The sequence below is a fragment of the Microcoleus sp. K5-D4 genome, assembly GCF_036704575.1.
In the GTDB taxonomy this organism is placed as follows: domain Bacteria; phylum Cyanobacteriota; class Cyanobacteriia; order Cyanobacteriales; family Microcoleaceae; genus Microcoleus.
On the sequence record NZ_JAUBSD010000001.1, the window covers coordinates 26,559 to 43,357 of the forward strand.

Genomic DNA, 16,799 nt, shown 5'->3' on the forward strand with positions numbered 1-16,799 from the left:
GGCAACGGATTGTGTAACGGATGTAACGGATATAAGGGATGTAACGGATGTCAGGAAGAGGGAAGTTTGGCAACGAGCACTGTACGGGATGTAACGGAGGTCAGGAACAAGGAAGAAAGAGGAAGGAAGAAGGAAGAAGGAAGGGTGTCAGCAATTAATAACATCCTAATTGTCTTAGTGGTTGCTAGACAATAGGATAATGGGGAAGTGGTAATTGGTAATTGGTAATGGATAATTTTTCCTAATGACTAATGACTAATGACTAATGACTAATGGCTGATGACTAATTTAAAAGATACGATCGCCCAACCAACTTCCCAGCCACAGCCCAAAACCGGAAGTAGCCACCAACAGGATAAACGTATAAAGCCCGCTGCCGGTGTGGATCAACCTTTCAGCAGCTACCATCCGCGCCACAACTCCAGCAATAATGCCGATCGCAGCCCAAGCCCCATAAACAGTCTTAGACCCGGCGATAGCCAAGGCTTGGACGAGATCCCCCGAACCCGCCCCAGCAAAAACCCCCGCCCACGCCCCAATCCCCAGCCCGATCGCACCAGAGAGCCCGACGGGGCCGCCAGAATTCCCACCTACTTCCGCCGCCAGCCCGCACATCAAGCCAACAACCCCCCAACACACGGCCGCCACCAACGCCTTGACCCAATTCCCAGAACCAGTTCCCGCCATCAATCCCACCACAGTCACTACTCCCCCTACAGCCAAAACAGCAGCCACAGCCCGCGACTCGGCCTCAGAACTGGCGATCGCCCCCAAACCAGCCCCAACTGCGCCCCAAGCAGCCCCTGTGACCATTCCTCCCGCCTGAAAACCGGCGATCGACCCCCCTACCGCCCCAGCTAAAACTAACGCCGCCAGCCACACTCTAGGCGTTGCCGAACCCTCCGCCAGCAAAATCGCGGCCCACAGCCAATCTGCACCACAGATTAAAGCCCACATCCACAGCGGGGCGGTTGATTTCGTCAAAATCCAACCGGTCAAAGCGTAACTCGCCACGGCGATTGCCAGCGGCCACCAAGGGAAGCTTGAATAGTGTTGAGATGGCCGCACTTCCCTCGGCGCGCTTCGCGGTTTTGAGTATTGAGTTGAAAATTCTTTTTTCCTTTTCGAGATAATCTTTGGATAGTTTTGAGATGGCCGTGCTTCCCTCGCAACGCTTCGCCCTGGTTGCTTTCTGCCCCGCCACGCTTGACGATTTTGAGTGGTAAATCGTTTCTTGCTTGAAGAGTTTTTTTGAGTGAGAAATTTTTTGGAGGCGGCTTTTGGGCGGGTTTGACGGCGCTGGGAACCAGGCCTAGCGACTGATTTTCGAGAACGCCTTCTCAGCGGCTTTTCCGGCGCAGGGGGCGGTGGCTGCGGAAACTGTTTTTCGATCGACCTCGATGATTCAGGCTGACTCAGAAACGACAGCAACTGGTGGTAAGCTTCATTAATTTCTGTTAATCTTTGGTGAGCTTTTTGTTGCAGGCGATCATTGTGGGCAAACCGATCGGGATGCCACACAAACGCTAAATCCCTGTAAGCACGCTTAATTTCTTCTAGGGAACTTCCCGGCTCAATTTCGAGGATTTCGTAGCATCGATTAATGTCAGCCATAGGCTTCGGGCAGGTGTTGGTAAATTCGCGTGAAGCGAAGCTATGCCGTAGGGAATCGTACTTAATATCTTGTACTATTGTCAGCCAAGCTGCACAGTAAGCCGAGATCCGCTCAAGTGTCAAGCGTCCTCAAGTCTGCGGGCCATCCTTCCGGTCGATCAATGCAGACTGACAACTGGCTACAATGAGAAAATCCTTTCGTGCGATCGGTAACTGTGTCTGTGTCGGAAAATCAAGCTCCCATCTTCATCTTAGTTGACGGTCACTCCCTGGCCTTTCGCTCCTACTTCGCCTTTGCCAAAAGTCGAGACGGAGGCTTGCGAACTACGACGGGCATTCCCACCAGCGTCTGTTTTGGCTTTCTCAAGTCGCTGCTGGAAGTAATGGCAGCCCACGACCCCCAGTACATGGCGATCGCCTTTGACCTCGCCACACCCACATTTCGCCACGAAGCAGACGACACCTACAAAGCCGGTCGAGCCGAAACACCGGAAGATTTTAAGCCGGATATCAAAAACCTGCAAGAATTGCTCACCTATTTGAATTTACCTGCAATAACTGCTCCGGGCTACGAGGCAGACGATGTTTTGGGAACTTTGGCAAACAAAGCCAGCGCGGCGGGTTATCAGGTCAAAATCCTCACGGGCGATCGAGATTTGTTTCAATTAGTAGAAACCGAAAAACAAATCAGCGTATTATATTTGAGTACCGATGAACTCAGGCGATCGGGCAAAGGCAAATCCCAAGAATACGGCCCGGAAGAAGTCAAAGCCAAACTCGGTATTTTGCCCGAACAAGTAGTAGATTACAAAGCTTTGTGCGGCGACAAATCCGACAACATCCCCGGAGTTAAAGGCATCGGCGACAAAACCGCACTGCAATTGCTGGAAGCTTACAATTCCCTCGATGGAATTTATGCTGCTATAGATGAAATTAAAGGCGCAACCAAGAAAAAGCTAGAAGAAGGCAAAGAAGCTGCTTACCATTCTCAACGCATGGCGACAATAGTCCAAGACGTGCCCTTAGAAATCAACTTAGAAGATTGCCAGCTTATAGGTTTTGACGAATCTGCCTTGATTCCCATGCTGGAAAAGTTGGAATTTAAAACATTTTTAAGCAAAGTAAAACAAATTCAAAAGCGTTTTGGCGGCGTTGAAGAAAAGGAAAAACCACAAGAAGAATCCTCGTTCCCAGGCTCTGCCCGGGAACGCATATCCAGAGGCTCTGCCTCGTCGGAAAACACCCTAGAACAGCCATTGGAGGGTGTAAAAGAGCCATTGGAGGGTGTAGAAAAGCCATTGGAACAGGGCGGGCCAGATGCCCACCCCACAATAGATAAGTCACCTCCAACTTCTGAAAGTTCAGAAGAAAATGCCTTATCCTTTTGGAGTCATGATGATACCAAAGCCGCTCAGCAACAGAAAAAACTGCCAATTAAACCCCGAATAATTCAAACAACCGAACAGTTAAACGAATTAGTCCAACTGCTGCAAACCTTCACCGACAAAGCCTCACCCGTGGCGTGGGATACCGAAACCACCGCCATCGAACCGCGAGACGCCGAATTAGTCGGAATTGGCTGCTGTTGGGGAACCGGCGAAGAGGATCTCGCTTACATTCCTACGGGACATAAAACGGGCAAAAACTTGGACAAAGCCACAGTTTTAAATGCTTTGCGTCCGATTTTGGAAAGCGAGAATTATCCGAAGGCGCTGCAAAATGCTAAGTTTGATCGATCGATCCTGCGCTGTCAGGGAATCAAACTAGCAGGAGTCGTCTTCGACACCATGCTAGCCAGTTACGTACTCAATCCCGAAACCAGCCACAGCCTCAGCGAACTGTCAAGGGAATACTTAGGCATTGTTGCCAAAACTTACAATGAATTAGTGCCGAAAAACAAAACAATTGCTGACATCAGTATTGTAAAAGTAGCAGACTACTGTGGCATGGATGTGTACACCACATTTCAGTTAGTAGGTAAACTTAAAGCAAAATTGAAGAAATTTGATGAATCTAGCTTTCCAGGAAAAACTTTAGAGGGGTTATTGCTGGAAGTAGAACAGCCCCTCGAACCAGTTTTAGCAGAAATGGAATATTGCGGAATTCGCATTGATTCAGAGTATCTGCAAGAACTATCGCAACAGCTAGAAAAGAGCTTAAAAGAAATAGAAGAAAAAACTTATCAAGCAGCGGGGCGAAAATTTAACTTAGGTTCCCCGAAACAACTCAGCGAAATCTTGTTAGAAAAAATCCCGGATGAGTTTCAGAAAAAGTCGCGAAAAACGAAGACGGGATACTCTACAGACGCCGCCGTATTGGATAAATTGCAAGGAGACCACCCGATTGTAGACGATTTATTAGAACACCGAACATTATCCAAGTTGAAATCAACTTATGTCGATGCTTTGCCGCAGTTAGTGCGTGCGGATACCGGGCGAGTGCATACAGATTTCAACCAAGCTGCAACTGGTACGGGAAGGCTTTCTTCTTCCAATCCAAATTTACAAAATATTCCCATCCGCACCGAGTTTTCGCGGCAAATTCGCAAGGCTTTTTTACCGGAAGAAGGTTGGGTGATGGTGTCGGCTGACTATTCTCAAATTGAACTGCGAATTTTGGCTCATTTGAGTCAAGAACCTGTGTTAATTGAAGCTTATCAAAATAACCGAGATGTGCATACCGTAACGGCTCAACTGCTGTTTGAAAAAGAGGAAGTAACGCCGGACGAAAGACGGTTTGGCAAAACGATTAATTTTGGGGTAATTTACGGTATGGGGGCGATTAAGTTTGGTCGTTCGATGGGCAAAACTTCAGCAGACGGTAAAAAGTTTATTGAACGATTTAACCAGCGTTACAGTAAAGTTTTTGAATATTTGGAGAAAGTAAAAAAAGAGGCGATCGCCCTCGGATACGTTACCACAATTCTAGGCCGCCGCCGCTATTTAAAATTCGAGAGCGAAAGCCTCCTGGACTTAAAAGGCCGCAATCCCCAAGACATTCACTCCGATAGACTTAAATCTGTCAGCAGAGATGACGCCCAATCTTTGCGCGCTGCAGCCAACGCTCCCATTCAAGGCTCTAGTGCTGATATCATTAAACTTGCCATGATTGAGGTACACAAAATTTTGCAAAACTATCAGGCGCGGCTGCTGCTGCAAGTTCACGACGAATTAATCTTTGAAGTACCTCCCGATGAATGGGAAGAATTGCAGCCGAAAATTAGAAGTGCGATGGAAAGTGCTCCGACAATTATAAGTGCGATGGAAAATGCTCTGCCGAAAAATACAAGTGCGATGGAAAATGCGCCCGGTATGGTACCGCTGATAGTTGACATCCACGCTGGGCAAAATTGGATGGAAACTAAATAAAACAAAGAAATATGAGCCAACTTAAAATCGCCATTTTCCCAAAAATAAAAACCTTAAGTGCAGTTGCTCTGCTATTGCTACTATTCGGGTGTCCACAAAAGTTAGCGCCCAACAACTATGCTGTCAAGCGAGTCAGCGACGGCGACACCCTTGTCGCTAGCGATGCCGCCGGGAAAGATATAAAAGTGCGTTTTGCCTGTGTAGATGCACCAGAAGTCGCGCACACAAATGCTGAGAAAAATAGCAAAGCAGCAGCAAAAAAAAATCAATTTAAGTGGGGAAATCTAGCGCAGCAAAGAATGCAGCAGCTAGTCAAACAAGGGGGCGGTCGCGTTGTTTTGACCGTCACCGATACTGACCGCTACGGCCGCAAAGTTAGCGAAGTTCGCTTGCCAAACGGCACATTTGCCCAAGAAGTTTTGACCCGCGAAGGATTAGCAATGGTTTATCGTCCTTACTTGAAAAATTGTCCGAGTGCAAGTGTTCTGGAACAAGCGGAAGCCGAAGCTAAGAAAAATCGCCGCGGCGTTTGGGGAGATTCTAAGTTTGTTCCCGCGTGGAAATTTCGGAACAGTGATAAATGATGGAAAGAAGGCCCTTCGACTTCGCGATCGGGTCAAAATAAGGAAAATGGTAGGAGTACGAGCTAATTATTGCCTTCGGAGTTTTGTTAGTCTAGTAGAGCCACAAGTTTCAACCGATTTGTATATTGACAGGGACAGGATGATGTTGTGGGCGTGGAGTCTGGGAACCTTTATCAGACATTTACAGTCTTGGACTGACTCAGGTTTTGTTAAACCCCGTCTCTACTATAAATCTTAGGTTTAGCTCCTCCGCATCGGCCCAGAAAGCGGGTTTCTAGATACCGATGCCGATCGTCCTAATTTAGTACAATACAATCAGGACGAGGTTCTGCTCCTACGGTCTGCAATCTGTGGAGTTTCGGCGATAGCTGACGCCAGATTAATCTAAAACCAGACATGAGTTCGATCGCACTTTTCTCCGAGCTGTTTTTTCGGAAAAGTCAACAAATGTGATAGGCTCCAGATAAACTAATAGACTGCAGACAAAAGCGGTCTATTGCAATCACCCAAAATTAACTTTAAGGGACATCAATGAATTTCAAACATCTGGTTATTTCCGGCCTTGCCCTAATCCTCGGTACTGCAATTGTAGGAAATGCGATTGCTCAAGAACTGACCGACAACCAAAAAACGGTTATTTGTCGCTTGAAAACAGAAGTTGACCAGCGGAAAGGCAACGGTCAAAAATTAGTATTTGTGCCGTTGCTGGGCCAAGTTCGCAAGCAAGTTTCATCTCCTTTTAGAGCAACACTGCATCCTAATGTGGAGTATGTTTTTGTTGCCACTTGCGACGGAAATTGTCAGGATTTAAACTTATCTCTCAAGGATGCAAGCGGTCAGGAAATCGCTGTGAGTCAAAAAACAGGCGAACTGGCGTCAATCTCTTTTACTCCCCCATCCCAAGGCGAATATCAAATCACTGCTAAGCCTGGGGAATGCACGACGGCAGAGGGTTGCAGTTACGGCCTGGGAATCTTCGTTCCAGCAAGTGCTAGCGTACCTAATGCTTCAAGAATTCCTGCTGATATAGCACAATTTCGACTTTGCCAGTAGGGGAACAGCGATAGAGTTGTGGGTTGCGAGTAGAGTAGAGTTTTCAATCAGAAGTCTAACTCATAACTTGCAACTTATAACTCGCCACTTATATCGCAACCACGCCCGACGGTGAGTACGTTCTTAATTACTCACACCCTGCCTTTGACTGTTTCTTGCTTCTTGGTTCTTGGTTCTTGGTTCTTGGTTCTGCTATAATTTGTTACGCATAACTCCTCCAAACTGTCAAGCCGATCGAGCTGTGGAACCCTGCAAAGACCCAATAACTGCCGAAAGCTGGCCTGAAGCCAGAACTTTATTTACCCTCATGCAGGCATCAATTAGAATATAGATGGTGCCTCTCAAAGGTGACGAGTACATTGCCCATGTCTTTAACCTTAGCTTTGAAAAATCAACTGCAGAACCGTCCTCAAATAGGGTTGAAAAGTCTGTTGGGCCGCTTGGGTATCAGGCAGAAAATCGGCTGCGGATACGCCTTGGTCATTAGTATTGCCGTTTTGGGTGCTGTGGCGGGACGGGGAGTAGAATCCTATCACAAACAGCAAGTTAGAGAAAAACTAGCGATCGACCGAGATAAAGCGGAAATCCTGACAAACCTCAATAACACGGTGCAGGAAGTCAGAATTCAGCAGCAAGAACTGGCGAGTCTGACGGCCAAACCGCAAATTTTCGATCGCCAACGCTCGGAATTCCTGACTCGCGTTGCTCAGATGAGCGGCATCCTCGAACAACTGCAAACCTCGTCGCCGACGAAGAATCCCGAGATTGCCAAAGACTACCAACAGCTTCAACAGTTCGCTCAAGCCAACGGCAAAACTGTAGAATCATACTTTCAACAAGTACAAAAATTGTTGGCTGCTGCGAAACTATCTGCTTTGAATCCGAAGCAGCAGCAGGCTTTGGGGCGGAATTTGAACAATTTTGTGGCTGGCGAAACTGCTTTGAAACTCAAACAGTTTTCCGAGGATTCAGCCCAACTGGCCGTCAACTTTCGCGAGAAAGTAGACGAGGCATTGAGAACCTACGAAAATGCCGAAAAACTCGGAACTCTCATTCTCGTTGGCTCTCTCTTGATATCAGGTGCGATGGCAGCAATTCTAGCAGCATACACCAGCGGGGCGATCGCTCGCTCCTTAGAAGCCACCACCCTCATCGCTCAGCGAGTGACAGAAGAATCAAACTTTGACCTGCAAGTACCCGTCACTACTTCCGACGAAGTGGGAATGCTAGCAATTTCCCTCAACGAACTAATCCAGAGAGTAGGCGAATACACAGAAGAATTGCACGAAGCCAAAGTAGCCGCCGAAGCTGCCAACCGCTCGAAAAGTGCATTTCTCGCCAACATGAGCCACGAACTACGCACCCCCCTCAACGCCATCATTAACTACAGCGAAATGCTGCAAGAAGATGCTCAAGATTCTGGTTCAGAAGACTTTCTCCCGGACTTAGAAAAAATTCAAACTGCAGGCAAACACCTGCTGGATATGATTAGCGACATCCTCGACATTTCCAAAATAGAAGCAGGTCACGTCACCCTTTATTTGGAAAACTTCGACGTGGCGACCATGATTGAAGAAGTGATGACTACTGCTCAACCGCTAGTAGAAAAAAAAGGTAATGCTTTAGCACTGAAAACAAAAGGCGAACTCGGCACAATGTACGCCGATCAACCGAAAGTGCGACAAATTCTCCTTAATTTGCTCAGCAACGCTGCCAAATTTACCGAAAAAGGCGTCATTACTATCGGCGTCGAAAGAATGAAAATTGAAAAATCTAGATCGGCGAAACCAAATAAAAATAATGATTTTCAGTCGGGTTCAAACTACACTTCTCAAGTTTTAATGTTTCGAGTCAGCGACACCGGCATCGGCATGACGGACGAGCAATTAGAGCAGATATTTAAACCTTTTACCCAAGCTGATGCTTCGACTACCCGCAAGTACGGAGGCACGGGTTTGGGATTGACAATTAGCCAGCGTTTATGTCAAATTCTCGGCGGCGAAATTAGCGTTGAAAGCGAAGACGGTAAAGGTTCAACTTTTATTGTCAGTCTCCCGGAACGGGTGGTGATGCAGGCATGAAGTCAGGCAAAATATGGATTTTGACACCGATACACGGATTAATTATTGAGCATTAGTCAATAGTCAGGAGGCAGATGTTCAAGGAAAAAGAAAGAGGGAGGAAGGAAGAGGGAAATTTTAAAATGTATTGATATATCAATTATCGGCGTTGCTGAATACAGGTATGAATTCAAGATTTCCCAATTGCTCTAAGCCAAGTTGGGTGAGTTTTGTAACTTCAATCGAAAAGGTGATTCATACCCTGATTAAGAAACGCCCAATTATCAAAATAAAGAATAATTAACAACCCGGACTAACGCATAGACTCTATCTGTAGGTCCACCGTGTGCACCTTACATATAGGGGTTATGCGTTAGTTTTGATAATTCCCCGGTCAAAACCTGGGAATATAGCAAGCCTACAGAACAAAGCCTTGTACAACAGTAGTTTTCAAGACTCCTTCAAAAGTGCGTTCTGTCTTGTCCAACAGGACAACGACATTGCGCCCGTTCGGAGACAAACGAACTTCTCGGATTGAATAAGAGAACACCCAATCTTGAAAATTGTTCAGGTTTCCGAGGACACGCTGCCGACCGTTATGATTAATTACAAGACGCATTGCCGCGCTTTCTTTGCCAGGAGGAGTAGTTTTTTGCCGCTGTTCCAGGCGAATTTGTAAAAGCTTTGCTGTATTGACTTTGACGGCGACTGTCTCGCTTCCATTGGCTCCGGGAGTACGAGAAATAATGTTGAGTTTAGTTCCAGCTTGAGGAGGAGTTAACTTCAAAGTTTGCCTGTTATTCCAACTTTTTTGAAGCAAGTCATCTTCTGCCATTTTAGTGCTTTTATTCGAGTCTGGCTCGCCATATTTAGTTTGGATACACCCATTTTTGATGCAGGAATTTGCAGCAACTTGGACAATTTGCAATTTTGCTTTGGGAATTCCCGCTCCTGTATCTCTGGAACTTTCTAGATACAAGTAGTAATTGCTGTCGGCTGAAAAACCAGACATTCGGTGTGCGGCACGCCAGGTACTTGCCAAAGCTTCAGGGGCTAGTGCGATCGCGGCACTTGCTATAATACCTAGCGAAATTAAAGGTAAAATTTTCATAGCTATATTTTCCAGGTGTGAGAGTTATAGCGGCTGTTATTGATGAGTAAAACAATAACGCTTTGGGTTTAGCTATAGGACTGTGACGCTTCTCAAGTCCTCTCTCCTATTTACATGAGTGTTTCTCCATTTTCCGCAGCAGGAGACTGTTTAAGAATATGCCGTTTTTTCAAGTGGCACTAGAAAGCATTTTTAAGGTGAGAGTTGCTTTTATCGAAGAGTGCAACTTTTAGGGGCGACAGTTTGCTTTTGGCTGCCAGAAACTGCGACAAAGGACGGAAATACCTATCTACAGATAGGGGAACACCGATCCGATCGCCCTCCGTAACTCCCTACAATGACAATTGTACGGGCGATCGAGCAATTGCCTCTACAGCAGCCATCATTTTTAATGCAGGGAATTAAAATTTATGCAACCGAATAATCCAAACCAATTTACCGAAAAAGCCTGGGAAGCCCTCGCCCGCACCCCCGAAATCGTCAAAGCAGCCCAGCAGCAGCAGCTAGAAAGCGAACACTTAATGAAAGCTTTGCTGGAACAAGAATCAGGGCTTGCTAGCAGCTTATTTAACAAAGCGGGAGTTTCTGTAGCAAAATTGCGCGATCGCACTGATGAGTTTATCAGTCGTCAGCCGAAAATCACTGGAAGCGGCGGCAACGTTTATCTAGGTCGTTCTCTCGACACTTTGCTCGATCGCGCCGAAACTTATCGCAAAGACTACGGCGATGAATTTATTTCGATCGAGCATTTGATACTAGGTTACGTTAAGGACGATCGTTTCGGCAAAAATCTGCTGCAAGAATTTAAACTAGATGAAGCCAAGCTCAAAGATATCATTACCCAAGTCCGAGGGAAGAACAAAGTGACCGATCAAAATCCAGAAGGCAAATACGAAGCGCTGGAAAAATACGGCCGAGATTTGACAGAAGCCGCGCGTCAAGGCAAACTCGATCCGGTAATCGGACGGGATGACGAAATCCGCCGCACGATTCAAATTTTGAGCCGTCGCACCAAAAATAATCCGGTATTGATTGGGGAACCGGGAGTCGGCAAAACTGCGATCGCCGAAGGACTCGCCCAGCGAATTATCACCGGAGATGTGCCGCAATCTCTCAAAGACAGACAATTAATTAGCCTAGATATGGGCGCGTTAATTGCCGGCGCAAAATTCCGGGGAGAATTTGAAGAACGCTTGAAAGCGGTGCTCAAAGAAGTTACCGACAGCAACGGCAAAGTCATCTTATTTATCGATGAAATTCACACCGTTGTCGGTGCTGGCGCAACTCAAGGCTCGATGGATGCCGGTAACTTACTGAAACCCATGTTAGCTAGGGGAGAATTGCGCTGTATCGGCGCTACAACTCTCGACGAATACCGCAAGTACCTCGAAAAAGATGCGGCACTAGAACGCCGTTTTCAACAAGTTTATGTTGACCAACCGACAGTTGAAGATACTGTCTCGATTTTGCGGGGCTTGAAAGAACGGTATGAAGTTCACCACGGCGTTAAAATTTCTGACAGCGCCCTAGTGGCGGCGGCTACTTTGTCTACTCGATATATTAGCGATCGCTTCCTTCCAGACAAAGCCATTGACTTAGTGGACGAAGCAGCGGCTAAACTCAAAATGGAGATTACCTCCAAGCCGGAAGAACTAGACGAAATTGACCGCAGGATTTTGCAGCTAGAAATGGAAAGACTGTCTCTGCAAAAAGAAAGCAATGCGGCTTCGATCGAACGCTTGGAAAGACTGGAAAAAGACTTAGCAAACCTCAAGGAACAGCAAAGCGCTTTGAATGCCCAGTGGCAATCGGAAAAAGGTGTCATCGGCAGCATTCAAAAGATTAAAGAACAGATTGATAAGGTGAATATTGAAATTCAGCAAGCTGAATTAAAATATGACCTTAACCGTGCTGCTGAGTTGAAATATAGCAAGTTAACAGAATTGCAAAAACAACTGCAAGAAGCTGAATTTCAACTGTCAGCAACTCAAACCACAGGTAAAACTTTGCTGCGGGAAGAAGTCACAGAAGGTGACATTGCCGAGATTATTTCCAAGTGGACGGGAATTCCGATTAGCAAGTTGGTTGAATCGGAAATGCAGAAACTTCTGCACTTGGAAGATGAACTGCACAAGCGGGTAATCGGACAGGATGAAGCGGTGACGGCGGTTGCAGATGCAATTCAGCGATCGCGCGCAGGTTTAGCCGATCCCAATCGTCCGGTTGCGAGTTTTATCTTCCTCGGCCCCACGGGTGTTGGTAAAACTGAGTTGGCGAAAGCATTAGCGGCTTATCTGTTCGACACGGAAGAAGCGATCGTCCGAATTGATATGTCGGAATACATGGAAAAACACGCGGTTTCGCGGTTAATTGGTGCGCCTCCGGGATACGTTGGCTACGATGAAGGCGGACAATTAACTGAGGCTGTGCGCCGCCGTCCTTACTCGGTGATTCTATTCGATGAAATCGAGAAAGCGCACCCGGATGTATTCAACATCATGCTGCAAATTCTGGATGACGGCCGCGTTACCGATGCTCAAGGTCACACGGTAGACTTTAAGAATTCTGTGATTATTATGACATCGAATGTCGGCTCTCAATACATCTTAGATGTGGCCGGAGATAACGAACAAATGCGGAGTCGGGTGATGGAAGCGATGCGGGGAACTTTCCGCCCGGAATTCTTGAACCGGATTGATGAGATGATTATCTTCCACGGTTTGAGTAAGACGGAACTGCGGCAGATTGTGCTGTTGCAAGTGAAGCGGTTGGAAAAACGGTTAGCCGATCGCAAAATGTCTCTGAAATTGTCGGAATCTGCGATCGATTTCTTAGCAGAAATTGGTTACGATCCGGTTTACGGTGCGCGGCCATTGAAGCGGGGAATTCAACGCGAGTTGGAAACGCAAATGGCGAAGGGTATTTTGCGGGGAGATTTTGCTGACGGCGATACCATTTTTGTGGATATCGAGAATGAAAGGTTGGCGTTTAAGCGGCTGCCGGCTCAGTTGGTGACTGCGAAATAATTTGAGTAGGGTGGGCTGCGGCCCACCTTATTTTTTTGAGGCGATGGTTCTTTTTTTGACCGCAGATGTAGGCGGATGGACGCGGATGGACGCGGATAGGATTGCGGGCGATCGTTCTTAAGGGCGATCGCTTTCTGATTTATCTTTTTTCTGTTCTTGGCGTTCTCTGACTGCTTTAGCTGCCACATGGGAAAGCAGGTTTGCGAGCGTTCTATCTTCCTCTTCGGCCCCTTCGGACAAGGCTTGATGAACGTCTTCTGGAAGTGTAACTGTGACTCGCATTCGTGAAGGCATGGGCTGGCATGGTTTTACTTCAATTGTCTTCAATCTTACACTCCAACACCTTTCAGTATCGCCCAAATTCAACTCGGGCGATCGCTCCGCGATTCGTCCTTTTTCTGCTCTTGGCGCTCTCTAACAGATTTCGTCAGCAGGTAAGTTGTCAAACTGCTAACGGATCTGCTTTCTTCTTCTGCCCATTCTTCCAGAGCTTTTTGAATTTCCTCTGGTAGGTATGCGGTAACTCTTCCCCGTGAAGCCATTCGTTGCACTACAAAAAATCTCAATACAGTCCATCTTACGCTGTTTTGAGTTAAGACCGATAAAAATATTTCATTTTAAGTTATTTTAAATCATTGTACGTCATTGTGTGTTATAATGCGACCTGTAAACAGTCAAAAGCCAGCCCCTTACTGTCCAAGGTTCCGGGCTGGCTCTGGCTCCAACAATTCACTGGAGACGGATTCTATTATGACGTACAAAGAACGCTTGTGCTGTTGGGCGATCGCCCGTTTGTTACCGACTCAGCAATGGATTGTTGTTGCCCGCTTCCGCAATCGTTCCGACGCAGACGGGCATTTTCAGTTTCTGCGACAAACTATACCCCACGTTAAGTTTGAGGTTGTGTTCGATCGCAGTGGGGACAGTCACCGTTTATCGGCGTTGGGCTGCCCTTCCAATCCCGTCGCCAGCGCGTTATAAATGGTAATTTTCGCAGCGGTTTCAGTTAACTAAACATTGGCGATCGCACTTTTTTGATAAGTGCGATCGTCTTTCCTTTCTTGAGTCCCCCTCTGCTGGGACGATAGTTTCTGTAGAAGCGATTTCAATCGCCGAGTTATCTGTTGGGCTGTCTCTACTAACTTACTTCCGCACCATAACAGATCGAATCACAGCATTTGGCTGATACTTATTAGTCTGATAAAATCCCCCTTGACCAGCGCCATAAACTCCCGCAAATTGTTTCCCTTCAGCCTTGGGAACAAACATAATGTTTCTAGTTGGTTGCTTGGCAAATACAACCCCTTCTCTCATTTCATTATCTACGTTATAAGATAAAGTAGCCTTACCGTAAATTGCCTCTGCTTGTTTCAAAGTCATTCCCGGCCCGACGCCCTGAACTGTTTTATAATTAGCATTTTCAGTCATCAAAAGTTCAATGACATCGGTATCTTTTAGCTTTGTACCCGCAGCATAGATAATCCGATACTGCACTTTTCCCGACTGGCTGACAGCCACAGCATCAAAGTCTACCATAAAAGGAGACTGAACTTTAAACTGCGCTGTGGAACCCAGAGCCTTTTTCAATCCTCCGAAAGTCATCCCCACCTTCGCCACTCCAATTGTGCGATCGGAAATTGTTAAATTTGCAGAAGGTGTTTTTTGAGCAGCATTTGCTGCATCTCCCAGCACATTTGTAGCCCCAGGCGCAACAGTGGAACCGGGAGTGGAAATTAAGGTGAGGTAACTGCCGATCGCCAATAAAACAGCTATCATTGATCCAGACAAAACTTTAACATTCAACATGACTAATTCTCCTAGATTTCAAATGCGACTATCTACCCGCATCTTTTTGACTATCCTGGGCCTTACCCTCCTAGTTTGGATTCTCAGAGGTGTTGGCCTCTTGACATTCATTCCCGGTGGTGTCATTTGGATACTGATTTTTCTGTCTTTTGTTGCGGGCATCCTCAGCACTGTACTCCGTAGGTAAACCAGCATCCGGCAAATAACAATTAACAATTCAAAATTAAAAAATTATTTTAATTTTGATTGTTTTATAGCCTTTCCCACAGTCACATTCAACTGAGCGCCGATCAGCATCACCAAAGAAGAAATATCCAGCCATAGCAGCAACACAATAAAACTTCCGATTGTGCCGTAAGTCCACGTGTAATTGCCTAAATGCAAAACATAAAACCGAAATAAAGCTGAAAATAGCGCCCACAAAATAGCAGCAAAAATAGCTCCCGACAAAATAGGAATATCTGGTTGACGGCGGCTAGGGCCGTAGCGGTAAATAAAGGCAAAAGCCAGTGATACAATTCCCAAAGAAATCGGCCACCTCCACAGCCGCCAAACACCTAACAATTGCGACTCTAAAGGGCAATTGCCGGCGAGGAGCAAGCAATTTTGGACATCTTTTAAATCGCAATTGGCGACGGACTCCAGCAGGCAACTCTGGCGGGCAATAGCTTGTACAATTAAGTCGCTGACAAATACTACTCCCGATGCCAGAATCAATAGTATAATTGTGCCGACACTCAGCGCCAGAGAAATAAGTTTTGCTTTCCAAAATGGTCGAGTTCGAGCGATCGGGGTTTCATGGATGCGATCGAGTGCAGCCATCGCCGCGCTCATTACTCCAGAAAAGGCCCAAATCGCCCCAAGAAAGCTCACTGAAAACAGCCCTTTACTCCGAGTTAACAGAATTTCTTTGATTAAGCCACCAATCAACTTCCGCACGTCATCGGGTATAATTTCGCCCAAAAGACGGGCGATTTGATAAAGTGTTGACTGCAAAGGTTCAAAGAGGGCGATCGCAGATAAAATAGCCAACAGCCCCGGAAACAGCGCCAGCATAGAATTGTAGGCCATTTCTGCAGATAGCCCCGGCAAACGCTGTTCTCCTGCCTTCGCGCCGACTTCCTTGAGCGTGCCCCAAGTCAAACACCGACAAAACAGCCAAAAACCCCAAAATTTCCGTTTGAGAGCTCGAAGCAAGCTTAAAAGCGCCTTAAACAAAGCTAAAATCAGGTAGCGCAACCAGTAAAAAATGTTCATAGCGCACAGGAGAGGGGAAACTAGAAAAGGCAAAATGGATGCAGGACGATCGCGCAACTGGAAATAAGGAGCGTTACTTAATTAAGCCATTGCTAATTTAAAATCTAAAATCTAAAATCTAAAATCAATATGGCTCAGGATGTCAGACAGTGGTTAGATGAAATCAAGCGGCTGCAACAGCAGTTAACAGAAGTTTCGCGCGATCGAGATGAGGCCGGTGAAAGTGCGGCTCAGTGGCGCCAACTTTACAATACCGAAGCCGAGCAGCGGCGGAATGATGCCAAATTAACTCAGCAAATCATCGCTTCTCTGGAAGCACAAATAGAGCAGTTACAAAATTTTTCCCCCATTGTGCCCCAAGGTGATGATGCTGGGGTGGCTCGCCAGCAGGAAATCGCACAACTGCAAACAGTAGGCGAACTTAAAGCTAAGTTAGCAGAAGTTCTCGAAGAGCGCGATCGGGCGATCGAACAAGTTAAACAACTCACTCAAGCCCTCAAACAAGAAGAAGCCCGTCACGCCGAAACTAGCAAAAATTTAACTAGCGCCCTCGGAGATGCCGTTGACTTGCTCACGAAAGCCCAAAATCCTGCCCCTGCAAAAACCGAGACAGTATATTCTTTGGAAATAGTACCTACTCGCACTGCAAATCCTGGCGAAACTGCTCTGGAAATCCGCCAAACTTCCGCCCCAGGCAAAAATCCCGCCCAGCTTCCACCTTCTAAAAATCAGTTACTCGATTTACCGCCGTTTGGGAATTAGGAGTTAAAAATTCAGCAAGTGCCAGCATGGCGATTACCATCGGCAGGTGGAATTTAGTCAGGGATTCCTTGTTTTTGTTTTTCCTGAAATTAAGCGGCATTAATTCATCGGCTTCTTTATTATTCCGCACCAACAGAGGGTTTACTAATCGATGTAAC

14 protein-coding genes are annotated in these 16,799 nt (G+C 46.5%); 8 read left to right on the forward strand and 6 right to left on the reverse strand.

Annotated elements, in window-relative coordinates:
• Positions 1-288: 288 nt before the first annotated feature.
• Positions 289-1,614 (reverse strand): J domain-containing protein, encoded by a 1,326-nt coding sequence (locus tag QUA77_RS00155; RefSeq protein ID WP_333448889.1) that lies wholly within the window; start codon positions 1,612-1,614, stop codon positions 289-291.
• A gap of 200 nt (positions 1,615-1,814) precedes the next feature.
• On the opposite strand from QUA77_RS00155, the gene polA reads away from it, so the two are divergent.
• The 4 genes from polA (at position 1,815) to QUA77_RS00175 (ending at position 8,700) form a co-directional block, all read left to right on the forward strand.
• A complete protein-coding gene (polA, locus tag QUA77_RS00160) occupies positions 1,815-4,982 on the forward strand; it encodes a DNA polymerase I (RefSeq protein ID WP_333448890.1) in 3,168 nt (1,055 codons plus the stop codon).
• 11 nt (positions 4,983-4,993) lie between these two features.
• Positions 4,994-5,566 (forward strand): thermonuclease family protein, encoded by a 573-nt coding sequence (locus QUA77_RS00165; RefSeq protein WP_333448891.1) that lies wholly within the window; start codon positions 4,994-4,996, stop codon positions 5,564-5,566.
• Positions 5,567-6,097: 531 nt separating this feature from the next.
• On the forward strand, positions 6,098-6,619 hold the full coding sequence (locus QUA77_RS00170; protein ID WP_333037478.1) for a hypothetical protein: 522 nt from the start codon (positions 6,098-6,100) through the stop codon (positions 6,617-6,619).
• A gap of 365 nt (positions 6,620-6,984) precedes the next feature.
• Positions 6,985-8,700, forward strand: a complete 1,716-nt coding sequence (locus tag QUA77_RS00175; protein WP_333037476.1) for a HAMP domain-containing sensor histidine kinase — start codon at positions 6,985-6,987, stop codon at positions 8,698-8,700.
• 397 nt (positions 8,701-9,097) lie between these two features.
• Here the strand turns inward: QUA77_RS00175 and QUA77_RS00180 are convergent, their stop codons facing one another.
• Positions 9,098-9,790, reverse strand: a complete 693-nt coding sequence (locus QUA77_RS00180; RefSeq protein ID WP_333037475.1) for a DUF2259 domain-containing protein — start codon at positions 9,788-9,790, stop codon at positions 9,098-9,100.
• A 204-nt stretch (positions 9,791-9,994) separates the two neighbouring features.
• Here QUA77_RS00180 and QUA77_RS00185 point away from each other — a divergent pair, with 204 nt between their 5' ends.
• Complete coding sequence (locus tag QUA77_RS00185; protein WP_333037473.1) at positions 9,995-10,195, forward strand: hypothetical protein; 201 nt, start codon at positions 9,995-9,997, stop codon at positions 10,193-10,195.
• A 5-nt stretch (positions 10,196-10,200) separates the two neighbouring features.
• Positions 10,201-12,816 (forward strand): ATP-dependent chaperone ClpB, encoded by a 2,616-nt coding sequence (gene clpB, locus QUA77_RS00190; protein WP_333448892.1) that lies wholly within the window; start codon positions 10,201-10,203, stop codon positions 12,814-12,816.
• A gap of 117 nt (positions 12,817-12,933) precedes the next feature.
• On the opposite strand, the gene QUA77_RS00195 is transcribed toward clpB, so the two are convergent.
• A complete protein-coding gene (locus QUA77_RS00195; RefSeq protein WP_333448893.1) occupies positions 12,934-13,110 on the reverse strand; it encodes a ribbon-helix-helix domain-containing protein in 177 nt (58 codons plus the stop codon).
• 68 nt (positions 13,111-13,178) lie between these two features.
• The gene (locus QUA77_RS00200; protein ID WP_193973468.1) at positions 13,179-13,358 is read right to left on the reverse strand and encodes a ribbon-helix-helix domain-containing protein; all 180 of its coding nucleotides are present in this window, start codon (positions 13,356-13,358) and stop codon (positions 13,179-13,181) included.
• Positions 13,359-13,566: 208 nt separating this feature from the next.
• Here QUA77_RS00200 and QUA77_RS00205 point away from each other — a divergent pair, with 208 nt between their 5' ends.
• Positions 13,567-13,797 (forward strand): hypothetical protein, encoded by a 231-nt coding sequence (locus QUA77_RS00205; RefSeq protein WP_333448894.1) that lies wholly within the window; start codon positions 13,567-13,569, stop codon positions 13,795-13,797.
• A gap of 162 nt (positions 13,798-13,959) precedes the next feature.
• On the opposite strand, the gene QUA77_RS00210 is transcribed toward QUA77_RS00205, so the two are convergent.
• Together QUA77_RS00210 and QUA77_RS00215 are read right to left on the reverse strand one after the other, a co-directional pair.
• On the reverse strand, positions 13,960-14,622 hold the full coding sequence (locus QUA77_RS00210) for a hypothetical protein (protein WP_333448895.1): 663 nt from the start codon (positions 14,620-14,622) through the stop codon (positions 13,960-13,962).
• Positions 14,623-14,853: 231 nt separating this feature from the next.
• Positions 14,854-15,879, reverse strand: a complete 1,026-nt coding sequence (locus QUA77_RS00215) for a YihY/virulence factor BrkB family protein (protein WP_333064909.1) — start codon at positions 15,877-15,879, stop codon at positions 14,854-14,856.
• A gap of 129 nt (positions 15,880-16,008) precedes the next feature.
• On the opposite strand from QUA77_RS00215, the gene QUA77_RS00220 reads away from it, so the two are divergent.
• Positions 16,009-16,641 (forward strand): hypothetical protein, encoded by a 633-nt coding sequence (locus QUA77_RS00220; RefSeq protein WP_333037460.1) that lies wholly within the window; start codon positions 16,009-16,011, stop codon positions 16,639-16,641.
• Positions 16,642-16,799: the final 158 nt, after the last annotated feature.

Bases quoted from the DNA above. Each gene is read 5' to 3' on its own strand.
- QUA77_RS00215 (WP_333064909.1), bottom strand. From the start codon at position 15,879: ATGAACATTTTTTACTGGTTGCGCTACCTGATTTTAGCTTTGTTTAAG.
- QUA77_RS00210 (WP_333448895.1), bottom strand. From the start codon at position 14,622: ATGTTGAATGTTAAAGTTTTGTCTGGATCAATGATAGCTGTTTTATTG.
- QUA77_RS00195 (WP_333448893.1), bottom strand. From the start codon at position 13,110: ATGCCTTCACGAATGCGAGTCACAGTTACACTTCCAGAAGACGTTCAT.
- QUA77_RS00170 (WP_333037478.1), top strand. From the start codon at position 6,098: ATGAATTTCAAACATCTGGTTATTTCCGGCCTTGCCCTAATCCTCGGT.
- QUA77_RS00175 (WP_333037476.1), top strand. From the start codon at position 6,985: ATGTCTTTAACCTTAGCTTTGAAAAATCAACTGCAGAACCGTCCTCAA.
- QUA77_RS00220 (WP_333037460.1), top strand. From the start codon at position 16,009: ATGGCTCAGGATGTCAGACAGTGGTTAGATGAAATCAAGCGGCTGCAA.
- QUA77_RS00155 (WP_333448889.1), bottom strand. From the start codon at position 1,614: ATGGCTGACATTAATCGATGCTACGAAATCCTCGAAATTGAGCCGGGA.
- QUA77_RS00205 (WP_333448894.1), top strand. From the start codon at position 13,567: ATGACGTACAAAGAACGCTTGTGCTGTTGGGCGATCGCCCGTTTGTTA.
- QUA77_RS00180 (WP_333037475.1), bottom strand. From the start codon at position 9,790: ATGAAAATTTTACCTTTAATTTCGCTAGGTATTATAGCAAGTGCCGCG.
- QUA77_RS00200 (WP_193973468.1), bottom strand. From the start codon at position 13,358: ATGGCTTCACGGGGAAGAGTTACCGCATACCTACCAGAGGAAATTCAA.
- clpB (WP_333448892.1), top strand. From the start codon at position 10,201: ATGCAACCGAATAATCCAAACCAATTTACCGAAAAAGCCTGGGAAGCC.
- QUA77_RS00165 (WP_333448891.1), top strand. From the start codon at position 4,994: ATGAGCCAACTTAAAATCGCCATTTTCCCAAAAATAAAAACCTTAAGT.